Source organism: Mycolicibacterium houstonense (genome assembly GCF_900078665.2).
GTDB classification, from domain to species: domain Bacteria; phylum Actinomycetota; class Actinomycetes; order Mycobacteriales; family Mycobacteriaceae; genus Mycobacterium; species Mycobacterium houstonense.
Genome location: NZ_LT546207.1, coordinates 2004032 through 2026900 on the forward strand (window position 1 = coordinate 2004032; position 22869 = coordinate 2026900).

The 22869-nt window shown below is 67.6% G+C and carries 14 protein-coding genes and 8 pseudogenes; 2 read left to right on the plus strand and 20 right to left on the minus strand.

The features are described from left to right. The first annotated feature begins 31 nt into the window (after nt 1-31). Nucleotides 32-667, plus strand: a complete 636-nt coding sequence (locus tag BN4332_RS10065) for a TetR/AcrR family transcriptional regulator (RefSeq protein WP_066898303.1) — start codon at nt 32-34, stop codon at nt 665-667. A 48-nt stretch (nt 668-715) separates the two neighbouring features. On the opposite strand, the gene proB is transcribed toward BN4332_RS10065, so the two are convergent. The 15 genes and pseudogenes from proB to BN4332_RS10145 all read right to left on the minus strand — a co-directional run. Next, nucleotides 716-1816 carry a glutamate 5-kinase gene (gene proB, locus BN4332_RS10070; RefSeq protein ID WP_066898304.1) on the minus strand — a complete coding sequence of 367 codons (1101 nt, stop codon included), beginning with the start codon at nt 1814-1816 and terminating at the stop codon, nt 716-718. After that, nucleotides 1813-3261, minus strand: coding sequence for a GTPase ObgE (gene obgE, locus BN4332_RS10075; RefSeq protein WP_066898305.1), 1449 nt, complete (start codon nt 3259-3261; stop codon nt 1813-1815). The genes proB and obgE overlap by 4 nt, the downstream gene beginning before the upstream one ends. Nucleotides 3262-3351: 90 nt before the next feature. Continuing rightward, nucleotides 3352-3618: a 50S ribosomal protein L27 gene (gene rpmA / locus BN4332_RS10080; RefSeq protein ID WP_066898306.1), complete on the minus strand. Its 267-nt coding sequence runs from the start codon at nt 3616-3618 to the stop codon at nt 3352-3354. A gap of 13 nt (nt 3619-3631) precedes the next feature. Then, nucleotides 3632-3943, minus strand: a complete 312-nt coding sequence (rplU, locus tag BN4332_RS10085) for a 50S ribosomal protein L21 (RefSeq protein ID WP_003879728.1) — start codon at nt 3941-3943, stop codon at nt 3632-3634. Between the two features lie 162 nt (nt 3944-4105). Then, nucleotides 4106-6980 (minus strand): annotated as a pseudogene (locus BN4332_RS10090) (Rne/Rng family ribonuclease). A gap of 293 nt (nt 6981-7273) precedes the next feature. Further along, nucleotides 7274-7693, minus strand: a complete 420-nt coding sequence (ndk, locus tag BN4332_RS10095; protein WP_066898307.1) for a nucleoside-diphosphate kinase — start codon at nt 7691-7693, stop codon at nt 7274-7276. A gap of 95 nt (nt 7694-7788) precedes the next feature. Next, nucleotides 7789-8127 (minus strand): DUF4233 domain-containing protein, encoded by a 339-nt coding sequence (locus BN4332_RS10100; RefSeq protein WP_235654256.1) that lies wholly within the window; start codon nt 8125-8127, stop codon nt 7789-7791. Nucleotides 8128-8189: 62 nt separating this feature from the next. Next, nucleotides 8190-9443, minus strand: a complete 1254-nt coding sequence (locus BN4332_RS10105; RefSeq protein WP_066898309.1) for a bifunctional folylpolyglutamate synthase/dihydrofolate synthase — start codon at nt 9441-9443, stop codon at nt 8190-8192. 7 nt (nt 9444-9450) lie between these two features. After that, nucleotides 9451-12102 (minus strand): valine--tRNA ligase, encoded by a 2652-nt coding sequence (locus tag BN4332_RS10110; RefSeq protein WP_066898310.1) that lies wholly within the window; start codon nt 12100-12102, stop codon nt 9451-9453. Nucleotides 12103-12263: 161 nt separating this feature from the next. After that, nucleotides 12264-13145: pseudogene (locus tag BN4332_RS35425) on the minus strand (DUF937 domain-containing protein); the annotation flags it as partial. Between the two features lie 115 nt (nt 13146-13260). After that, nucleotides 13261-13476, minus strand: a pseudogene (locus BN4332_RS10125) (enoyl-ACP reductase); the annotation flags it as partial. A gap of 2 nt (nt 13477-13478) precedes the next feature. Further along, a pseudogene (locus BN4332_RS10130) lies at nt 13479-13796 on the minus strand (TolB-like translocation protein); the annotation flags it as partial. A gap of 71 nt (nt 13797-13867) precedes the next feature. After that, on the minus strand, nt 13868-14479 hold the full coding sequence (locus BN4332_RS10135; RefSeq protein ID WP_066898313.1) for a hypothetical protein: 612 nt from the start codon (nt 14477-14479) through the stop codon (nt 13868-13870). A 112-nt stretch (nt 14480-14591) separates the two neighbouring features. Further along, nucleotides 14592-14846 (minus strand): annotated as a pseudogene (locus BN4332_RS10140) (saccharopine dehydrogenase NADP-binding domain-containing protein); the annotation flags it as partial. 10 nt (nt 14847-14856) lie between these two features. Continuing rightward, nucleotides 14857-16485, minus strand: a pseudogene (locus tag BN4332_RS10145) (S9 family peptidase); the annotation flags it as partial. Here BN4332_RS10145 and BN4332_RS10150 point away from each other — a divergent pair. Next, a pseudogene (locus BN4332_RS10150) lies at nt 16417-17058 on the plus strand (FAD-dependent monooxygenase); the annotation flags it as partial. The pseudogenes BN4332_RS10145 and BN4332_RS10150 overlap by 69 nt on opposite strands. Nucleotides 17059-17060: 2 nt before the next feature. On the opposite strand, the gene BN4332_RS10155 reads toward BN4332_RS10150, so the two are convergent. From BN4332_RS10155 to BN4332_RS10175, 5 genes and pseudogenes are all read right to left on the minus strand, one after another. Beyond that, the gene (locus tag BN4332_RS10155) at nt 17061-17534 is read right to left on the minus strand and encodes a transglycosylase family protein (protein ID WP_096866872.1); all 474 of its coding nucleotides are present in this window, start codon (nt 17532-17534) and stop codon (nt 17061-17063) included. Nucleotides 17535-17785: 251 nt separating this feature from the next. Beyond that, complete coding sequence (locus BN4332_RS10160) at nt 17786-18109, minus strand: transglycosylase family protein (protein ID WP_066898316.1); 324 nt, start codon at nt 18107-18109, stop codon at nt 17786-17788. A 1043-nt stretch (nt 18110-19152) separates the two neighbouring features. Continuing rightward, entirely contained in the window at nt 19153-19716 is a 564-nt protein-coding gene (gene mobA, locus BN4332_RS10165) for a molybdenum cofactor guanylyltransferase (RefSeq protein WP_074133029.1), read from the minus strand. A 19-nt stretch (nt 19717-19735) separates the two neighbouring features. Then, nucleotides 19736-20815: a 2-oxoacid:ferredoxin oxidoreductase subunit beta gene (locus BN4332_RS10170; RefSeq protein WP_066898318.1), complete on the minus strand. Its 1080-nt coding sequence runs from the start codon at nt 20813-20815 to the stop codon at nt 19736-19738. Continuing rightward, nucleotides 20812-22795, minus strand: a pseudogene (locus tag BN4332_RS10175) (2-oxoacid:acceptor oxidoreductase subunit alpha). Before BN4332_RS10175 ends, BN4332_RS10170 begins: the two are co-directional and overlap by 4 nt. Nucleotides 22796-22869: the final 74 nt, after the last annotated feature.

Here is a 22869-nt window from a genome sequence, read left to right on the forward strand (position 1 = left end):
AAGGTGTGGCGAAAGCCGATACGCTGGGCCCATGCCATCGGTAACCCGGAAACCGCAGGCCAAACGGGAGGAACGCCGCGAGCGGATCGAACGGCAACTGCTCGATGCCACCGACCGGTTGATGTCCGACGGCACCAGCTTCACCGAGCTCAGCGTGGACAAGCTGGCCACCGAGGCCGGGATCTCCCGGGCCAGCTTTTACATCTACTTCGAGGACAAGGGTCATCTGCTGCGCCGGCTGGCCGGCCAGGTGTTCGGCGAGCTGACCCAGGCCGCCGAGCGGTGGTGGAGCGTGTCCGAGCGGCACGATCCCGCCGACGTCCGAGCCGCCATGGCAGGCATCATCGCCAGCTACCGGCGCCACCAACCGGTGTTGATCGCGCTCAACGAGATGTCGGGATATGACCCGCTGGTCGGCCAGACCTACCGCGAGCTGTTGACCGGAATCGGCAACCAGCTCACCAAGGTGATCGAAGACGGCCAGGCCGACGGGTCGATCCGGCCGCAATTGCCCGCCGCCACCACCGCCAGTGCGCTGACCTGGATGGTGGAACGGACCTGTCACCAGAATCTGCCGTCACACCCGGCGTCCTACGATGCCGAGCTGGCCGACACCCTCACTCAGATCATCTGGGGCGCGCTCTATCTGGAGGTCCCACCCCAGTGATTTGTGCACCGCACGTTCCGGTCAGCGTTACCGGCGGTGCACAAATCGCTAGGTGGCGACCAGATCGTCGGCGTGCACCGCGGGCCGGCGCAGTTCGGCAGGCAGGTCGGGGGTCGAGCGGCCCATGATCGCGGCCAGCTCCGACGCCTCGTAGGCCACCACGCCGCGGGCCACCGTCTGCCCGTCGAGGTCGCGCAGGTCGACCACGTCACCACCGTGGAATCGTCCGGTGACCTCGGTGATCCCGGCGGGCAACAACGAACGCCGCTGCTTGACCACCGCACGCACCGCGCCGTCGTCGAGGGTCAACGCACCGTGCGACTCGGCGGCGTGGCGCACCCAGAACCGTCGCGCCGACATCCGCTCGGGCCGCGGCGCGAACACGGTTCCGACCGAGGCGTCGCTGAGTGCGGCGGCGGCATCGGATGCGGCGGCCAACAGCACCGGCACGCCGGCATCGGCGGCCAGCAGTGCCGAGGACAGCTTCGAGGCCATGCCGCCGGTGCCCAGATTGCTGCCCCCGCCGGCCACCACGCCGTCGAGATCTCCTTGAGCCGCCACCTCGGGAATGAAGCGCGCGTTACCTTTTCGCGGATCAGAGTCGTACAGGCCGTCGATGTCGGACAGCAGGACCAGCGCATCGGCGCCGACCAGCTGGGCCACCAGGGCCGAGAGCCGGTCGTTGTCGCCGAACCTGATCTCGTTGGTGGCCACGGTGTCGTTCTCGTTGACGATCGCCACCGCGTGCAGGGCGCGCAACCGGTCGAGGGTGCGCTGAGCGTTGTTGTGCTGCACCCGCATCGCGATGTCGTGCGCGGTCAGCAGCACCTGGCCGACCGTGCGGTTGTACGCCCCGAACGCCGTGCTCCAGGCATTGACCAGCGCGACCTGCCCGACACTGGCGGCGGCCTGCTTGGTGGCCAGATCGGTTGGCCGCTTGGACAGCCCGAGCGGCTCGATGCCCGCGGCGATGGCACCCGAAGACACGATCACCAGGTCGGAGCCGGCCCGCATCCGGCTCTCGATGGCCTCCACCAGAACCGCCAGCCGTCCGGCGTCGAACACGCCGGACGGCGTGGTCAGCGCGGTGGTGCCGATCTTGACGACGACGCTGCGCGCGGTCCGGATCGCTTCGCGATGAGCGCTCACGCGTCCTCGCTACCGGGGTGGCGCCGTTCACGCCGGGCCGCCTTGCGTTCGGCGGCACCCACCCGGTCGGTCTGCTCGAGCCGGACATCGGTGCCGCGGCCGGTGAGCGGAACGTCCACGCCGGCGGGCGTCTGCGGCTCCCAGTCGAAGGTCATATCGCCGATGGTCACGGCGCAGCCGGGCTTGGCGCCCTTCTTCAGCAGTTCGTCCTCGACACCCAGGCGAGCCAGCCGGTCGCCGAGATAACCGACGGCTTCGTCGTTGTTGAAGTCGGTCTGCGCGATCCAGCGCTCGGGCCGGGTGCCGCGCACGATGAACCCGCCGTAGCCGTCGGTCTCGACGGTGAAGCCGCTCTCGTTGACGGCGATCGGCCGGATCACCGGACGCCGCGGCACCACCTCTGGCTGTGCGTCGCGGTAGGCCTTGACCATCTCCCACAGGGCAAAAATCAACGGGCGCAAGCCATCACGGCTGACGGTCGAGATCTCGTACACCGGCCAGCCGAACCGTTCGGCCACCTCTTCCCGCACGAAGTCGGCCAGTTCCCTGGCATCGGGGACGTCGATCTTGTTGAGCACCACCGCACGTGGTCGCGACGCCAGGTCCCCCAGCGCCGAATCGCCTTGCAGGGTCGGGGTGTAAGCCGCGAGCTCGGCCTCGAGCGCCTCGATGTCGGAGATCGGGTCGCGACCGGGTTCCATGGTGGCGCAGTCGACGACATGGACGAGCACCGCGCACCGCTCCAGGTGGCGCAGGAATTCCAGGCCGAGACCGCGGCCCTCCGATGCGCCGGGGATCAGGCCGGGGACATCGGCGACGGTAAAGGTGTTGTCGCCGGCCGACACCACGCCCAGGTTGGGCACCAGCGTGGTGAACGGATAGTCGGCGATCTTCGGCTTGGCCGCCGAGATGGTCGACACCAGAGAGGATTTGCCCGCCGAGGGGAATCCGATCAGGCCGACATCGGCGACGGTCTTGAGTTCGAGCGTGAGGTCACGGGTCTGGCCCTTCTCACCGAGCAGGGCGAAGCCGGGGGCCTTGCGGGCTCGGGAGGCCAGCGCGGCGTTGCCGAGGCCGCCGCGACCGCCGACTGCGGCCTCGAAACGGGTTCCGGCGCCGACCAGGTCGGCCAGCATCCGGCCGTTCTCGTCGAGCACCACGGTGCCGTCGGGTACCCGGACGATCAGATCTTCGCCGGCGGCCCCGTCGCGATTGCTGCCCGCACCCTGCTTACCGGAGGGTGCGACGACGTGCGGATGGAAATGGAAGTCCAGCAGGGTGTGCACCTGCGGATCGACGACGAGCACGATGCTGCCGCCACGACCGCCGTTACCGCCGTCGGGACCGCCGAGTGGTTTGAACTTCTCGCGGTGCACCGACGCACAGCCGTTGCCGCCGTTGCCTGCACTCGCGTGAATGACGACGCGGTCGACAAACCGGGGCATCGGACATCCTCTCCGTCGAATGTGAAGCTATCGCGAAAGTTCGGTCGAGAACTCGCAGCTGCTTCACATTCGCGGAGAATCCTCGATGTCTCAGGCCTCCGGGCGGGCCACGGGAACGATGTTCACGTGCTTGCGGCCACGCTTGGAGCCGAATTCCACGGCGCCGGGGGCCAGCGCGAACAGCGTGTCATCGCCGCCACGGCCGACGTTCACGCCGGGATGGAAGTGGGTGCCGCGCTGCCGGACGAGGATCTCGCCGGCCTTGACGACCTGGCCGCCGAAACGCTTGACGCCGAGCCGCTGTGCGGCTGATTCGCGGCCGTTACGAGAGCTGGAAGCGCCCTTCTTGTGTGCCATGTCCGAACGCCTCCTACTTGATTCCGGTGACCTTGAGCACGGTCAGCTGCTGACGGTGCCCCTGCCGCTTGTGGTAGCCGGTCTTGTTCTTGAACTTGTGGATACGGATCTTCGGACCCTTGGTGTGCTCCAGCACCTCGCCGGTCACGGCGACCTTGGCCAGGTCATCGGCCTTGCTGGTGACGTTGGCACCGTCGACCACCAGGGCCACGGGCAGTGACACCGACGCGCCGGGCTCGGCGTCCAGCTTCTCAACCTTCACCACGTCACCGGCGGCGACCTTGTACTGCTTGCCGCCGGTCTTGACGATTGCGTATGTCGCCATCGTGTCCTCTGCTCTGCTGCTCTCTGCGGGCGCGCGCTACCGGTCGGTGCGTGCGCGGGTCTTGGGTGGCGGGATGCCCCGCCGTCACCGGCCTGCAACTACAGGCTCTGGAGACAACTGGTCAAGGGTACTTGACCAGCGGGTAGAGGGTCAAACCGCCCTCTAGTCGTGGGTTGGCGGTCCCGCGGGCCTGGCTGCGGCCCGTCTGCGGGTGCGGCCACGACTTGCCGGAACCTGCGTCACCACCGGTGCCGGCGCCTGGTAGACGTCCTGCTCGTCATCCGAGTCTTCGTCATCCGAGTCTTCGTCATCCGAGTCCTCGTCATCAGAGTCGTCGTCATCAGAGTCGTCGGCGTCTTCGTCGTCCTCATCTGAGTCGTCCTCATCGAGGTCGTCGTCCAGGTCGTCGTCTTCGTCGTCGTCATCGAGGTCGTCGAGGTCGATCTCGTCCTCGTCCGACTCGTCCTCGTCTGAGTCGTCCTCGGCCTCGTCCGAATCCAGATCCTCGTCGGCTTCGTCGGACTCGTCGGTGTCCGGCGCCTCGAACTCACCGTCGGGCGATTCGTCCGTCGCCTCGGCGACCTCGGCGGTGGGCTGCTCCTCGCCCTCGACAGCCTCGTCTGCGGCGTGCTCGTCGAAGTCCTCATGGCCTTCGTGATCCTCGTCATGGCGCCCGTTGGCCGCGGCCATCGCCTTGAACATCGGATGCTCGCCGGCGGCATGTGCCGGCACCTTGGCCACCTGCACCTCTTCGGGGCGGGCACCGCCCTTCTTGCCCCGCTTGCTGCGGCGTCCGCCGCCGCCACCCGAGGATTCGGTCTTGCGTCCGGCGTTGGCGGACGCGGTGTCGACCGGATCGCCGTGGAGCACGATGCCGCGGCCGGCGCAGTGTGTGCACGAGGTCGAGAACGCCTCGATCAGGCCGGTTCCCAACCGCTTTCGGGTCAGCTGCACCAGACCCAGCGACGTGACCTCGGACACCTGGTGACGGGTGCGATCCCGGCCCAGCGCCTCGGTCAGCCGGCGCAACACCAGGTCGCGGTTCGATTCGAGCACCATGTCGATGAAGTCGATGACCACGATGCCGCCGATGTCGCGCAACCGCAGCTGGCGCACGATCTCCTCGGCCGCCTCCAGGTTGTTGCGGGTGACGGTCTGTTCCAGGTTGCCGCCGGCACCGGTGAACTTGCCGGTGTTGACGTCGACCACGGTCATCGCCTCGGTGCGATCGATCACCAGGGTTCCGCCCGAGGGCAGCCACACCTTGCGGTCCATCGCCTTGGCCAGCTGCTCGTCGATGCGGTGCACGGCGAACACGTCCGGCGCGGAACCATCGGTCCCGCCTGCCGGTTCGTACTTGGTCAGCCGACCCACCAGGTCGGGCGCCACGGTGTTCACGTACGAGTTGATGGTGTTCCAGGCGTCGTCGCCGGAGACGATCAGACCGGAGAAGTCCTCGTTGAACAGGTCACGAATGACCTTCACCAGCACATCGGGCTCTTCGTAGAGCGCGACGGCCGCACCGGCCTTCTTCGCGGTGATCTCGGCGGCCTTGGCCTCGATCTCGGTCCAGCGCTGCTGCAGCCGCTCGACATCCGAGCGAATGTCCTCTTCCTTCACGCCCTCGGACGCGGTGCGGATGATCACCCCGGCATCGGCGGGCACGACCTCTTTGAGGATCTCCTTGAGCCGCTGGCGTTCGGTGTCGGGCAGCTTGCGGCTGATCCCGGTCGACGACGCGCCCGGCACGTAGACCAGATAGCGGCCGGCCAGCGACACCTGCGTGGTGAGCCGGGCGCCCTTGTGCCCGACCGGATCCTTGCTGACCTGGACCACGACATAGTCCCCGGGCTTGAGGGCCTGTTCGATCTTGCGGTTGGACCCACCGAGGCCGGCGGCCTCCCAGTTCACCTCGCCGGCGTAGAGCACGCCGTTGCGGCCGCGGCCGATGTCAACGAATGCGGCCTCCATCGAGGGCAGCACGTTTTGCACGATGCCGAGGTAGATGTTGCCGACGAGGGAGGCGGACGCCGCCGACGTCACGAAATGCTCGACGACGACGCCGTCCTCGAGCACCGCAATCTGGGTGTAGCGAGCGCCCTCGTGCGGCGGTTCGGTGCGGATCTTGTCGCGCACGATCATGGTGCGTTCGACGGCCTCGCGGCGGGCCAGGAACTCGGCCTCGCTCAGGATCGGGGGCCGGCGGCGGCCGGCGTCACGGCCGTCGCGACGGCGCTGCCGCTTGGCCTCCAGCCTTGTCGATCCGCTGATGCCCTGGATCTCCGAGTCGTCGCTGCCCTTGCCCGACCGCTCGGAGCGGGGTGCCCGCTCGTGCACGACGGTGTTGGGCGGATCATCCGGCGAGCCGGCGTCGTCGTTGTCNCCGCGCGGCGGGGCGGTCGGCCTGCTCGTCGTCGGTGTCGGAGTCGGCATCGCTGCCGGTGTCGCCGTCATCCTCGTCGTCGTCATCGTCTTCGACGCGGATCGGCTCGAAGCTCACCGGCTGGGGCGCCACGAACAGCGGCAGGTAGTCGGCTCGTTCGGTGTGGGCCTCTCGGGCCGGAGGGATGTTCGCGGTCTCCAGGATCAGCCGCGATTCGGGCTCGTCACCGACCAGGACGGCCTCGGCCACGGTTGCGGGCCGAGCCTCGGGCTCGGCCGAGGCCTCGACGTCGGCTGCGGGGGTTTCGGGGGCTTCCGCTTCGGCCGGAGCTTGCGCTTCCGCGGGGGCTTCCGCTTCGACGGCCTCGGTCACGCTGACGGTGACGGCCTCGACCTCGACGGATGCCTCCGGTTCGGCCGGTGTGGCTTCCGCCGGGCTGAGGGCCAGCGCTTCACGGACCCGTTCGGCGTCGACCTTGTCGACCGTGGAATGCGCGCTGCGCTGGCGTCCGTCGAACTCGGCCAGGGCGTCGAGCACCCGCCGGCTGGTGGTGCCGAGCACCCGAGCCAGGGAGTGGACTCTCAGCCGCTCTGGCAGTCCCTCCTGCTGCGGAGCCTGGGTTGATAGGTCGTCATTCTGGGCATCTTCGGCCACGAATTCTCCTCAAGCCCCCGGGCGCGTCGTAACGACGCGGCCACGCGAGGGCTTCCGCTATTGGCCCGGGATACTTTCCCCGGACTTGTTGTGGTCTCGCTCCGGGCGGTCCGCTACCGAACCCACCCGGTGCCTGGCTGAATGATGGCTGGACGGTCGGCGCCGCACCGGATTGCGGTGGTCGCGCTCGTCGAAGTCTTCATTCGGGCGGACAGCCTCGGTTGAGGCCGACTACCCGCAACCAGTATCCCACATCACTGACGCGGTACTGACCAGACTGCGAAGAAGGATGGTCAGGCAGAGGCTTCGCCGGGGAACCACAGGGCGATCTCGCGGGCCGCGGATTCCAGCGAATCCGACCCGTGCACGAGGTTGTCCTGGGTCACCAACGCCAGGTCACCACGGATGGTGCCGGGCACTGCCTTCTCCACCGGATCGGTGCCACCGGCGATCTGACGGAACGCCGCGACGGCGCGCGGTCCCTCCACGATGGCGGCGACGACGGGCCCGGAGGTGATGAACTCCAGCAGCGAATCGAAGAACGGCTTGCCGTCGTGCTCGGCGTAATGCTGCTTGGCCAGTTCGATGCTGACGTTCTTCAGCTCGAGCGCGGCCAAGGTCAGGCCCTTGCGCTCGATCCGGCCGAGGATCTCCCCGACCAGGTGGCGCTGCACGCCGTCGGGCTTGATCAAAACAAGGGTCCGCTCAGTCACGGCAGTGAGCGTACCGGTCGGTAACCGCGCCCCGCGACAGCGGTCCCCCCACTGCGCCCGAGCTGGTCTCGCGGCGTGCCGCAGCTACCGCGGTCCTATTCGCTGGGCGGCTGTTGCCCGGGCAGCAGGCCGCGGTCCTGCCGGCGTTTGACCTCGCGCCGCAGATACACGATCAACAGCCAGACCACGCCGAAGATCACCCCGATGAAACCGATCGCCCCATGGATCAGCGCCCCGGCGATCACCACCAGTTGGATGCCCAGGTTGGCCCAGATGGCCCACGGCCGGCCCTGCAGACCCGACATCAAGATCAACACGACGGCCAGCCCGATCACGAAGCCGCCCGACGTCCAGGTCAGGCCGGCACCGCTGACACCTACCACCGGCAGGGCCAGCAGCACCACGATGGCTTCGAGGATCAGCGTCGCGGCCATCACCCCGCGGAAGCTCTTCCACGGATCTGGCGGTGCGGGCTTGTCGCCCGGGTGCTGATTGCTCACTCTGGGTCCCGTCCGAACAGGGTCCGGGCCGCACCCGCGGTCACCACCGAACCAGTGATCACCATGCCGGCCCCGGATAGGCCTTCGTCCGCACCGGCCTCCTCGACCAGGGCGGTGGCCGTCTCGATGGCGTCCGGCAGGGTCGCGGCGGTGATCACGCGCTCCTGCCCGAATCGCTCCTCGGCCAACAACGCCAGCGACTCGACATCCAGTGCCCGCGAGGAGCCGTTGTGGGTCACCACGATCTGGTCGAATACCGGCTCCAGCGCGCTCAGGATGCCGCCGACGTCCTTGTCGCCCATCACCGACACCACCCCGACCAAGTGACGGAAGTCGAACTCCTGCTGCAGCGTCTCCGCCAATGCGGCCGCACCAGCGGGGTTGTGCGCAGCATCGATGAAAACTGTTGGCGCACTTCGCATCCGCTCCAGACGCCCCGNCGCCCCCGGCCCCGCGGCTTGGAGCAGCGCACCGCCGATGGCACCCTGCCTACCGAGGACCGCGAACTCGGAGTCCTCGCGGGCCACGGCCGCATCGGCGCGTACCGCCTCTTCCAGCAGCACCTCCATGGCCTCGGGCAGCTGTTTGGCGATGACGGCCACCGTGTCCGTCGGCACCAGATCGTCGGGCTGCCGGGTGATGATGCCGGCTTTCTCCCCTGCGATCGCGGTGATCGTGTCACCGAGGTAGTCGGTGTGGTCGATGCCGATCGGGGTGATGACTGCGACGGGTGCGTTGACGACGTTGGTGGCGTCCCAACGTCCGCCCATCCCGACCTCGACGACCGCGACATCGACGGGTGCGTCGGCGAACGCCGCGAAGGCCATCGCGGTCAGGACCTCGAACTTGCTCATCTTCGGGCCACCGGCAGCCTCGGACTGTTGGTCCACCAGGTGCACGAACGGCTCGATCTCGGTGTAGGTCTCGACGTATTGCGCCGGGGTGATGGGCTTTCCGTCGATCGAGATGCGCTCCACCGCGGACTGCAGGTGCGGGCTGGTGGTACGTCCGGTGCGCCGGTGCAGCGCGGTCAACAGCGCATCGATGAGCCGCGCCACCGACGTCTTGCCGTTGGTGCCTGCCACGTGGATGGATGGGTAAGCCCGCTGCGGCGAGCCCAGCAGCTCCAACAGCGCCGCGATGCGCGCCGTGCTGGGATCGAGCTTGGTCTCCGGCCACCGCTGATCGAGCAGGTGCTCGACCTGCAGCAGCGCGGCGATCTCGTCCGGCGAAGGAATCGGGTCGGTCACCGGATCCTCATTTGAGCCCGGCCAGGCGTGCGGTGATGCGTTCGACCTCCTCGGAGGCCAGCTGCTGACGGCCGCGGATCTTGTCGACGACGTTCTCCGGCGCCTTGGCGAGGAAGGCCTCGTTGCCGAGTTTGGCGGTGGTGGTGGACAGTTCCTTCTGCGCCGCGGCGAGGTCCTTTTCCAGCCGGCGGCGCTCGGCGGCGACGTCGACGGTGCCCGAGGTATCCACCTCGACCAGCACGGTGGCCTGCGCCAGCCGCACCTCGACCGAGGCCGAAGGGCTGAACCCGTCGCCGGCGTCGGTCAGCCAGGCCAGTGCGGTGACCGCGGGCAGCTGCTCGGTCAGTCCGGCCTCGTCGACCGCCGCCAGCCGGGCCGGCACCTTCTGCCGGTCGGCCAGCCCCTGGTCGCTGCGGAAGCGACGCACCTCAGTGATCAGCTTCTGCATATCAGTGATGTGCTGGGTGGCAACCGGATCGAGCGCGAACCCGGATGCGTCCGGCCACTGGGCGATCACGATCGACTCGCCCTCGGTGAGGGTCTTCCACAACGTCTCGGTGACGAACGGCATGACCGGATGCAGCAGCTTGAGCAGCGCATCGAGGACGAAGGCCAGCACCGCGGTCGTGTGGGTGACGCCCTCGTTCAATTGCACCTTGGCAAGCTCGACGTACCAGTCGCAGAACTCGTCCCAGGCGAAGTGGTACAGCGACTCGCAGGCCCGGCTGAACTCGTAGCTGTCGAACGCCGAATCCACCTCGGCCCGAACCTCTTCCAGCCGGCCGAGGATCCAGCGGTCGGCATCGGTGAGCTCCGCGGCGTCGGGCAGCGGCGCCGGCGCCGCCCCGTTCATCAGCGCGAAACGGGTGGCGTTGAACAGCTTCGTGGCGAAGTTCCGGGAGGCACGCGCATGGTCCTCACCGATGGAGAGGTCACCGCCGGGGCTGGCGCCGCGGGCCAGGGTGAAGCGCAGCGCATCGGCGCCGAACTTCTCCACCCAGTCCAGCGGGTCGATGCCGTTGCCTCGCGACTTGCTCATCTTGCGGCCGAACTCGTCGCGGATCAGGCCGTGCAGGAAGACGTTCTCGAACGGAACCTGCCGGCCCCGCGCGCCGTCGAACGTGATGGCCGGATCGTCGCCGACGAAAGTGCCGAACATCATCATCCGGGCCACCCAGAAGAACAGGATGTCGTAGCCGGTGACCAGCACCGAGGTCGGATAGAACTTGGCCAGGTCCGGGGTGTGGTCGGGCCAGCCCATGGTGGAGAACGGCCACAGTGCGGAGGAGAACCAGGTGTCGAGCACGTCGGGGTCCTGCTCCCAGCCGGCCGGCGGGGTCTCGTCGGGGCCGACGCACACCGTCTCGCCGTTGGGGCCGTGCCAGATCGGGATCCGGTGACCCCACCACAGCTGGCGGGAGATGCACCAGTCGTGCATGTTGTCCACCCAGGCGAACCACCGCGGCTCGAGGCTGGGCGGGTGGATCACGGTGTCGCCGTTGCGCACCGCGTCACCGGCCGCCTTGGCCAGGCCGTCCACCTTGACCCACCACTGCAGGGACAGCCGTGGCTCGATGGGTTCCCCGCTGCGCTCGGAGTGTCCGACGCTGTGCAGGTAGGGCCGCTTCTCCGCGACGATCCGGCCCTGTTCGGCCAGCGCCTCGCGCACCTTGACCCGCGCCTCGAACCGGTCCATGCCGTCGAATTGCGTTCCGGTGTCGGCGATCCGGCCCTTGGCGTCCATGATCGTCGGCATCGGAAGCTGATGGCGCAGGCCGATCTCGAAGTCGTTCGGATCGTGAGCCGGCGTGACTTTGACTGCACCGGTACCGAATTCGGGGTCGACATGGGTGTCGGCGACCACGATCATCTGCCGATCGGTGAACGGGTGCGGCAGGGTCTTGCCGACCAGGTCGCGGTAGCGCGCATCGTCGGGATGCACCGCGATGGCGGTGTCGCCGAGCATGGTCTCCACCCGGGTGGTGGCCACGATGATGTGGGGTTCGTCGTCGTTCATGGAGCCGTAGCGGAACGAGACCAGCTCGCCTTCGACGTCCTCGTACTTCACTTCGAGGTCGCTGATCGCGGTCTCCAGCACCGGCGACCAGTTCACCAACCGCTCGGCCTGGTAGATCAGCCCGGCGTCGAAGAGCCGCTTGAAGATGGTGCGGACCGCACGCGACAGACCCTCGTCCATGGTGAAGCGGTCGCGGCTCCAGTCCACGCCGTCGCCGAGCCGGCGCATCTGGCCGCCGATGGTGCCGCCGGACTCACGCTTCCAGTCCCACACCTTCTCGACGAACAGCTCGCGGCCGATGCCTTGCCGGCTCAGCCCCTCAGCGGCGAGCTGCTTTTCCACCACGGTCTGGGTGGCGATGCCGGCATGGTCCATGCCGGGCAGCCACAGCACCTCGAAGCCCTGCATGCGCTTGCGCCGGGTCAGGGCGTCCATCAGGGTGTGGTCAAGGGCATGGCCCATGTGCAGGCTGCCGGTCACGTTGGGCGGCGGCAACACGATCGAGTACGGCGGCTTTTCGCTGGCCGCGTCGGCAGTGAAGTATCCGGCGTCCACCCAGCCCTGGTACAGGTCGGCTTCTACCGCGGCCGGATCCCAGGATTTGGGGAGGGCATCGGCACGGTTCTCAGGGCTCGGGGTCACCGAGCCATTCTAAGAAGGACGGCCCCGGATACGCGAAAGCCCCCGATGCCCGGTGCGTTCACCGGGTGTCGGGGGCTTCGGCGCCGATCGGCGGGTCGGCTACTTCTTGCCGCCGAGCAGGCCGCCGAGGATTTCCCCGATCGCGTTGCCCTGGCCGCCNGCCACCGCACGTCGGGCTGGGCGCCGAGCTCCGGCTCGGCGCCGCGGTCGGGGCTCAGCGTGTACGGATCGTTCATCAGGGCACGGGCCTCCGGATCCGACGACAGTGTGTCGAGCAGTTCGAGCATCGAGGCGACGGTGCCGCCCGACACACCGCCGGCGAAGCTGCGCACCACCAGGTTGGTGTCGCCCAACTCCCCCGCACCGTCGGCGAGGGCGCGCTGATACAGCGCGTACACCGTGAGATCGGATGGCACCGAATCGAATCCACACGAATGCACGATCCGTGCTCCGGTGTCGACCGCCTGCTTGTGGTGCAGGTCGATGCTGTCGCGGATGAACGTCGTCTCACCGGTGAGATCGGCGTAGTCGGTGCCGGCCGCCGCGCACGCCGCCACCAGTGGCATGCCGTAGCGGGCGTAGGGCCCCANGCCCCCGGAGGCCTGGGGCTGCGGCGCCGACTCGGCGGGCGCGTTCTTCTGGGCGAACTGCTTACCGATGTAGGCCAGCACGATCGGCGCCAGGATCGGCAGCAGCTGCTTGATCAGGCTGCTGCCGCCGGCACCGGTTCCGGCGAGCGCCGAAGCGACCTGGCCGCTGTCGTTGCCGCCGAAGATCTTCGACACCATCTGATTGCCCTGTTGCGCGTCGACCTGGTCGACGCTGACGCCGCCGTCGAGCAGGCCACTGACGCCTTGCGCGGTGACCGCCGACTCGAGGTCGCTGGAGTCGATGTTGTCAGCCTGTACGTTCTCCGCCACCCCGCCGACGAGCGCGGGCACCAGGGTCTTGATGGCGGCGTTCACCTCGCCTTCGTCGGCACCGAGCTTGTTTGCGATATCCGCCACGGGGATCTGAGCGAAAAGTTCGTCGAGACCGGCCATTGTTCATCCCATCTTCGTTGCTGGCGTACTGGAAGTCCTCGGCACCGACACTAGTCGAATCTGATCTTGGCCCACAGGTCTTCGACGCAGGCCGATCGATTCATGTTGCGCCAGCTCAGCTCAGGGCGGTGGTCTCCAGCGACACACCGGCGGCCGGTAGCCGGGTGAGCAGAACGTCACCCATCGCGGCCACCGGCGTCAGGACGCCACGCCGCTCCGACAGGGCGTCGCGGTCGGTAGCCAGCGCGAGGCCGCACTCGCCGAGCAACACCGCGGTCGACTTGTATCCGGGATCGCCCTGCTGGGACATGCTCGTCATGTACCGGGCGCCGNTGCCTCGCCGCCCGCCGCGGGTAGCCGCCACAGGGCTGCGGGCGGCTTGTCCTCGTCGTCGCCGGGCCGCACCGCGAGGAACAGCAGATCGCCGCACGCGGTGAACACCGGCGCCGATTCCCCCTTGACCCCGTGGGTCAGCCGGCGCGCGGGATCGGTGCCGGAAGGATCCAATTCCCATATGGCACTGACGAACTCAGTGCGGTTGCCGTTCAGCGTGCTCACCGTGGTGACCACTCGCGAGCCGTCGGGGGACACGGCGAGTCCCGATATCCGGGGCAACGCGAGGTACTGGTCGAGGTCATCGAACACCGTCATGGCCCCACCGTAACGGCGCGGCCCGCACCGGAGTCCGGTGCGGGCCGCAGACCGTGAGCGTCTCGGTGGGCTCAGACCACCTGGGTGACCTGTCCGGTGGCGTCGGTCCGCACCTGCTTGCTGCTGCGCTCACCCTGGACGTTGATGAAGATGATCACGTTGGAGTCGAACGGGATGTTGCGCTTGATGCTGACCGTCTGGACCTCACCGTTGGGGATCTCGCTGGCCGCCACCGCGCCGTTGATCGCCGTGACGATCGCACTGGTGGGCACGTCGGCGGTGGCGAACAGGTTCTGCTTCAGCGCCTCGGTGTCGTCGTCGTAGTCGATGGGCCGCGACGGCCCGACGGTGCCTGCCGTATAGCTCCACTCATTGAGCTCGGTCGGGGCCTTCGGGTCGATGGCCTCCAGCTTGAGGACCCCCGGCGTGATGACGATGTCGACCACCTGCATGGGGTTCTCGCCGACCTTCTCGGCGATCGCGGCGTAGGCGTTGTCGATGCCCTCGGCGGTGAACAGATTTCCCGAAACCGCTTCGGTGATCTTCTCGGTCCCCGAAGTGACGACCTTCTCGGCCGCACCGGCGGCAGCATCCCTGATCTCGGTGACCTTCGAGCAGCCACTCAGCGCCGAGGCGGCCATGAGCGCCGCGCCGATCGCGATGCCGAAGCGGGTGAGTTTCATCGGATCCTCTCATTCATTCCATCCCGGCGACGTCGGCACGGGAACCTGTCCACACACTGTGTGGACGCTGGAAGGCTACCTACCCGGACTCCGGTCGAGTGAGTCACCTCANCACCGTGGTCACCACCACCTGGGTGCGCGCCGCCATCGCATCCAGTGAGGCCTGCGACGTGGCGTCGGCGGTGATCAGGGGCCACGACTGCGCGGCGGGTCCCAGACCGTCGCGGATCGCGCGCAGGCGCTCCTCTGACCGACCGGCCAGGGCGATCCGAGCCGATCCCCCTGCCCTGGCCAGGTATTCCGCGGTCAATTTTCCGGCGAATCCCGTGGCGCCGTACAGCACCAGATCAAACTCACGCTGCGTCACGATCCCGACGCTACCCGAGCAGTTCGGGCAACTGCACCCGTTCACCGCGCAGGTGCTCACCCAGGAAGGCCGTCACCACCTGGTACCAGATCTTGGCGTGCTGCGGGGCCAGCACCCAGTGGTTCTCCGTCGGGTAATAGAGGAAGCGGTGCGGGCTCTCGCCGTTCTCGTCGGCCGGCAACCCCGAATCGCTGAGCAGCTCGTACCACAACCGCAGCGCCTCGCCGATCGGCACGCGATAGTCCTTGTCGCCGTGGATGACCAGCATCGGCGTGGCGATGTCAGCGACGAACCGGTGCGGGGAATTGCGCCGGGCCATTTCGGGTGTCATCTCGCGGGCCCACCAGTACGCGCCGTCGGTGGTCGGGCCGAACTGGTCGAGGGCCCACAGGCTGGCGTGCGTGACGATCGCGTCGAATCGGTTGGTGTGCCCGGCGATCCAGTTGGCCATGTAGCCGCCGAACGATCCGCCCATCGCGGCGGTGCGCGACGCGTCGACGCGCGGATGCGTGCACGCCGCATCGGTGGCGGCCATCAGGTCGGTGTAGGGGTCTCCACCCCAGGAGCCCCAGCCTCTGGCGATGAAGTCCTGGCCGTAACCGGTGGACAGACCCGGATCGGGCATCAGCACCGCGTAGCCCTGCGCAGTGAGCAGCCACGGGTTCCACCGCCAGTGCCAGCTGTTCCAGCTGCCCAGCGGCCCGCCGTGAATCCACAACACCAGCGGGGCCGGCTCGTCACCTTCCGGCACGGTGAGCCAGGACCGGATCGGGGTGCCGTCGGTGGCGGTCGCGGTCACTTCGGTCAGCGTGCCGGGCAGCTCGGGCGCGTCGAGGCACGGCAGCGCGGTGACGGTGCCGTCCGGGTCGAGGCGGATCGGATGCGGTGGCACCGCATAGGAGCTGCGCAGTGCGTAGATCACTCCGCCGGGCGCAGGACGCACGTCGGTGTAGGTGAAGTCGTCGTCTGTCAGCCGGGTGACCGTGCCGGATGCGGGGTCGACGGAGAAGATCGGTCCACGGCCGCCGTCGTCGGCCGTCACGATCAGTGCCGACGAATCCGGCGTCCAGGCCAGCGACGACGGCCAGCGGTCCCAGTCCCCGGCCAGCTGCACGGGGTCGTCGCCGAACCGCATGCAGCACAGTGTGATCCGCGGTGGTTCGGTGGGAGTGGAGTGGGTTTCGCGGGTGAAGGCCACCGCGCTGCCGTCGGGTGCGATCGCCGGGTGCTCCAGATCCACCCCGGGTTGGTCGGCGATCGTGGTGCGCTCCCCGGTGGCCCGGTCGATGCGCACCAGGACCAACCGGACCCCGGCACCCGGGCCGGGGACGCGCCAGGACGTCACCACGAAATCACCGTCGGCGCTGAGGTCGAATGTGGTCTCACGCAGCGCGGCCCCGGGCTCGGTGGTCAGATCCCGCGGGCCGTCGGTGTCGAAGAGGTGCGTTTGGTCGGGGCCGAGATCGTGATCCCAGTGGCGCACCGGATAGCCGGTGTGCAGAATGGCCGAAACCTTGTTCTTCTTGCGCGCCTCGCGCGCAGCCTTGTCGTCGTCGACTCCGGACGNCCCCGCCGGTACGCCGGTTATACGGCCTGGCGCGCGGTGGCGAACTGCCCGCTCGACGCCGAACTGTCGGGTGAAACGCTCGGCGCCGGTTCACAGGTCGGGCACGTGCCCCTCGGTGATGAGCACACGTACTGGTTCGCGACTCAGCGGGCGCCGCGGGGCCAGGCGGCGCCTGACGGCGAGCTGTCGCACCTGCGACAGCATTTCGCTTCGTGGGCCGATCCGATCCCGACGCTGCTGGCCACGACCGACCCCGACCAGGTGCTGCGCAATGATCTCTACGATCGCGCCACCGCCCGCTGCTGGGCCAGGGGCCCGGTGGTGATCGCCGGCGACGCCGCACATCCGATGCGCCCGCATCTGGGCCAGGGCGGCTGTCAGGGGCTGGAAGACGCGGCCGTCCTGGGCGCGCTCGCGGTTCAGGGTCCGGACCTGGCGGCCGCGTTCGCCCGCTTCGCGACCGTGCGCCGCCGACGTGTGATGGCGATCGTGCGGGAGTCTCAGTTGATCGGCCGGGTGGTGAACCTGCGTCCGCCGGTGCTCGGCGCCACCGCGATGCGGGCCTCCGTTTTGGTACCTGAGTTCGCCCTGACCCGGCACCTGGCCTCGATCGCCGCGCGCGGGGCATTCGCTCCGACGGGCTGATCTCAGCGCGGTACGCCGAAGGCCGCCAGCGGGTCGAGGAACGTCGTGCAGATCCGGCGCAGGTCGAAGATTCCCAGCACGGCTCCGGGACGCACCGCCTGGCAGCCCGTCGGCGCGCTCGGGGCGGCCCAGCCGGCCGGCATTCCGCCGCGGGACCCACATTTCGGCCACGCCCCTATCCCCTGCGTCGCCAGCACGTTCTCGGCTACCCGGATCTGCTCCGCGCGGGACGCGGCGGAGGGCGATCCGACACCGCCGTGCGCGGCCCAGGTGCTCGGCTTGAACTGCAGACCGCCGTAGTGGCCATTGCCGGTGTCGGTCGACCAATTGCCGCCCGACTCGCATTCGGCGATCGCGTCCCAGTTCACCGTGTCCGCACCGGCCGGTGCGGCTGCGGCGAACAGGGGTGTGAGCATCAGGCCCGCCGACGTCGCGGCAACCCAGAAAGCCCTGGTCAATGCCTTTCGTGTGGTCATCTCACGGCCCTTCCCCGACCTTTGACACCAGGACCGCTGCAGATGCTGATCACGTTCGGGCAACTGTGCGGTCACTAATGGGTTCGTGTGACCAACATCACGCGTTACACAGGAGGCTGAAGTTTTCTCGGAGGTTGACGAGACTGGAGTAACCGGAGAGTTTTCTGATGAAACAGAAGCGGTGCCGAGCTGCTGGCCCGGCACCGCTTCGTATCAAGTTGTAGGTGTCCCAGATTGCGAGACGCCGCGGACTAGCCGCGCTTGCCGCACACCGGCCAGGCGCCGATGCCCTGGGTGCGCAGCACGTTCTCGGCAACGCGGATCTGCTCGGCCTTCGAAGCCTGATGGGGCATGCCGGCGCCGCCGTGCCCACGCCAGGTTCCCAGGGCGAACTGCAGACCGCCGTAGTAGCCGTTACCGGTGTTGATCGACCAGTTGCCGCCCGACTCGCAGGCCGCGACGGCGTCCCAGTTCACGCTGTCCGCATTGGCGGTACCGGCACCCAGTGCCACGGGAGCAACAGCGAGCGCCCCGGCGATGATGCCCAGCCCAAACGTCTTGCGGATGTTCTTCACTTCGTTCCTTTCGCCAAGCGCGCGCCATCGGCACCCGCTTGCGCGGGCGCGGCAGCCTGAATCAGGCCGGAGGGGTTGGTTCGCGCCGTCTCGGTCAGGCGCGAAAGGGAGGGCCACAGTGCCCGGCCCGGGATCAGACCCAGGCCCCCGCGTCGGGCGTATTCGCCACCGCGGCCCCACTCACACGCAGGTTCTTGGTGTTGAAATTATTTGCTCCGTATCGGAGTCGCTTCGGACCGTACAAAGGTCTCGAAGAGAAGTCATATCGATGTAGGAGCGATCGCGGAAAGATCACGGACAGATAACGAACGCGCGAACGGACCGTTTTCGCAGGTCAGCGAAGTGCCTTCACCGTTATCGTTTCGTGATCGGCGGCGGGAATTCGTGAGGCAGATCACGTAATTTTTGTGAACTGGCCCACTTTGCGGGCGGGTGACTAACGGCGCCTACCTCGCAGTAAACGGCAAAACCGCTGGTAGATGCCATTGACGAGTGTCACAGTCGGCCACCCGGCGCCAATCAGTTCGCTGCACGTCGGCGAAAACCGATGACCAGAGCCGACGCGAACTACGTTGGTGCACAACACCTATGGCCCATGCAGTGGCTGGCGTCCGCTCTGGGCCGCAACCGGCGCAGTCTCCCTTCGGCAGGCCGTCATCTCGCGAAACATCCACCACCGCAACGCATTACATGCGTCCGAGGAGAAACGTCAGCACACTCGGCCAACCCCACCGGTCACCGCACAGTCGAGCACATCATACAAAACCTGCGGTCAGAGTCCTTTATTCAGGAATTCCAGCCCGATCGACGGACAGCACAGCGAATAGTCTGCGTCAGTTTGACGTTCTACTGGTTGGCGAATTGCACTGAACCCCAGCAGCTTTGAACTGTCGCTGGTGGACGCGCGAGCCTGACGTTTCCCCAATTCATTGTGTTGAGAGGGCCTCGAATACGCCGAAATCGTCGATAAATTATTTCGAAACGATAAATTCAGGCTTGTTGACGCCCTAATTCGCAATTTGCTGGCTGGAACTGCCGGGGCCTCACGGCAGATCGGCGGTGGTATTGACGTTGGTCAGCGCCCGCTGCGGCGGCATCACGATCCGCTGCGTGTCCACCGACTCGGCCAACGCGCGCATGCTGCGGTGGCCGTCGCGCACCAGCGCGGCGATCTGATCGGCGAGGCCCGTGCGGTAGATGCCGGCCAAGTAGTGATCCCGGCCGTCCCACGGCAGCACGATATCGGCGGGCAGACGTTCGGCGGGTTCGGCGATGGCGTCGATCAGGTCTGCGGACAGGTAGGGCATGTCGACCGCACAGACGAAGGCGTGGTCCATGCCGGCTTCCGCGGCGGCCCGCAGTCCGCGGCCGGTCGCCACCAGCGGCCCCACCCCGCGCACCTCGTCGCGAAGCACCTGGGCCTGTAGTTCGGGCAGCGGCTGGCCGGGTGCGGCGATCACGAAAACCGGCGCGCATCGGGTACTCACGGCCGCGACCACGCGCTCGACCATCGTCGAGCCGTCGAACGGCAGCGTCGCCTTGTCGCGCCCCATACGGCGAGAAGCCCCGCCCGCCAGTACTACCGCGGCGAGCGGGGCTTCACTCAAGTCGTTTCGGTCAGCAGCGTCAGTCGACGGTCCAGGTGTCTTTGCCACGCAGCAAGGATTGCAGAGCTGCGGTGTCATGGGGCTTGGATTCGATGGCCGTGTTGACCTGCTGACGCGCGGCGTCGTCGTAGGTGGGTCGGCTGACCTTGCGGAAGATGCCCATCACCATGTGGTCGAGGTTCTGCTCGGACAGCCGCGCCAGCGCGAATGCGTAAGCAGGATCGTCGATCTCGGCGTTGTGCACCACGATGTCCTCGGCCGCGACATCGGCGGTCTTGGCGACCTCCAGGCCGTACCCGGACTTGACCACGCAGTACTCACCATCGGTACCGAACTTGATCGGCTCGCCGTGGCTGACGTTGATCAGGCGCTCCTCGGCGCCTTCCTTGCGCAGCGCGTCGAACGATCCGTCGTTGAAGATCGGGCAGTCCTGCATGATCTCCACCAGCGCGGCACCGCGGTGCTCGGCCGCACCGCGCAGCACCTCGGACAGGCCCTTGCGGTCGGAGTCCAGCGCGCGGCCGACGAACGTGGCCTCGGCACCCAACGCCAGCGACACCGGGTTGAACGGGTAGTCCAGCGAGCCCATCGGGGTGGACTTGGTGATCTTGCCGACTTCCGAGGTCGGCGAGTACTGGCCCTTGGTCAGGCCGTAGATCCGGTTGTTGAACAGCAGGATCGTGATGTTGATGTTGCGGCGCAGCGCATGGATCAGGTGGTTGCCACCGATCGACAGCGCGTCGCCGTCACCGGTGACGACCCACACCGACAGGTCCGGCCGGGCCAGCGCCAGACCCGTGGCGATGGTCGGGGCGCGGCCGTGGATGGAGTGGAACCCGTAGGTCTCCAGGTAGTACGGGAACCGGCTGGAGCAACCGATGCCGCTGATGAACGCGATGTTCTCGCGCTTCAGACCGAGCTCCGGCAGGAAGTTACGGATGGTGTTGAGGATGACGTAGTCACCGCAACCCGGGCACCAGCGGACCTCCTGGTCACTGGTGAAGTCCTTGCCCTTCTGCGGCTGGTCGGTGGTGGGCACCAGGGAGTTCTTGGTCAGAGCCTCTGTCAGCCCCAGGTCTGCGCCGATCAGGTCAGTCATGCGTTCGCTCCCACTGCGTTCGACTCAGTTGGTTCCTCGATGGTGGCCGCCGCCAGCCTCGCGAACTTGGCCTTGTCCGCTTCCTTCTCACCGAGCGTGCCGTCCAGGGCCGCGTCGATGATGTTCTCGACCTCGTCGGCGAGGAAGGCCATGCCCTCCACCTTGGTCACCGACTGAACATCGACCAGGTACTTACCGCGCAGCAGCAGTGCCAGCTGGCCGAGGTTCATCTCCGGCACCACGACCTTCGGGTAACGGCGCAACACCTCACCGAGGTTGGCCGGGAAGGGATTGAGGTGACGCAGGTGGGCCTGTGCCACCTTGATGCCCTTACGCCGGGCGCGTCGGCAGGCCTCACCGATCGGGCCGTAGCTGCTGCCCCAGCCCAACATGAGGAGTTCGGCATCGCCGGTGGGGTCGTCGACCTCGAGGTCCGGCACCGTGATGCCGGCGATCTTCTCCTGGCGCAGCCGCACCATGAGGTCGTGGTTCTTGGGCTCGTACGAAATGTTGCCGGAACCGTTGGCGGCNGTACGAAATGTGGCAGGAACCGTTGGCGGCCTCCAGCCCGCCGATCCGGTGCTCCAGGCCCGGGGTGCCGGGCACCGCGAACTGGCGGGCCAGCGTCTCGGGATCGCGCGCGTACGGCGCGAACGGCTCGCCGGACTTGGCGAACTTGTGCTCGATCGGCGCGTAGGTGCTGATGTCCGGGATCTGCCAGGGCTCTGAGCCGTTGGCGACCGCACCGTCGGACAGGATGATGACCGGCGTGTGGTAGTCGACCGCGATGCGTGAGGCTTCCACGGCGATGTCGAAGCAGTCCGACGGCGACTTCGGGGCCAGCACCGCGACCGGGGACTCACCGTTTCGGCCGAACAGCGCCTGCAGCAGATCGGCCTGCTCGGTCTTGGTCGGCAGACCCGTCGACGGGCCGCCGCGCTGCACGTCGATGATGATCAACGGCAGCTCGGTCATCACGGCCAGGCCGATGGCCTCGGACTTGAGCGAGACGCCCGGGCCCGAGGTGCTGGTGACGCCCAGCGCCCCACCGTAGGAGGCGCCGATGGCCGCGCCGATGCCGGCGATCTCGTCCTCGGCCTGGAAGGTCAGCACGTTGAAGTTCTTGTGCTTGGACAGTTCGTGGAGGATGTCGGAGGCCGGGGTGATCGGGTAGGTGCCCAGCACCACCTGGATCTGAGCCAGGTGCCCGGCGGTCACGATGCCGTAGGCCAGCGCGGTGTTGCCCGAGATCTGCCGGTATTCACCGGATTTCAGCTTGGCCGGGGACACCTCGTAGGTGGTGGCGAAGGCCTCGGTGGTCTCGCCGTAGTTCCAGCCGGCCTTGAGCGCCAGGACGTTGGCCTCGGCCACGTCGGGCTTGCGGGAGAACTTCTCGCGGATGAACGCCTCACTGTGCTCGAGCTCGCGGCCGTACATCCACGACAGCAGGCCGAGGGCGAACATGTTCTTGGCGCGCTGACCGTCCTTCTTGGTCGCGCCGATCACCTCGACGGCGCCGAGGGTCAGCGTCGTCATGGCGACGGACTGCACCACGTAGTCGGACAACGTGTCATCCTCTAGCGGATTGTTGTCGTATCCGACCTTGGCGAGGTTGCGCTTGGTGAATTCATCGGAGTTGGCGATGATCAGGCCGCCGCGGGGCAGGTCCGAGACATTGGCCTTGAGGGCGGCCGGGTTCATCGCCACGAGAACGTCGGGACGGTCACCGGCGGTGAGGATGTCGTAGTCGGCGATCTGGATCTGGAACGACGAGACGCCGGGCAGGGTGCCCTGTGGCGCGCGGATCTCGGCCGGGTAATTGGGCTGGGTCGCCAGGTCGTTGCCGAACAGTGCAGCTTCGGAGGTGAAGCGGTCACCGGTCAGCTGCATACCGTCGCCGGAGTCACCGGCGAACCGGATGACGACCTTCTCGAGCTTCTGCCGCGGCGCGGCGCCATTGCCGTTGCCGTTCTCACCCACGGCTACCGCCTTTCACGCGTTCTTTGGCCATGTTTTCCCGGGCGGCTGTCCTGTGACGCGCTGCCGGTTCAAAC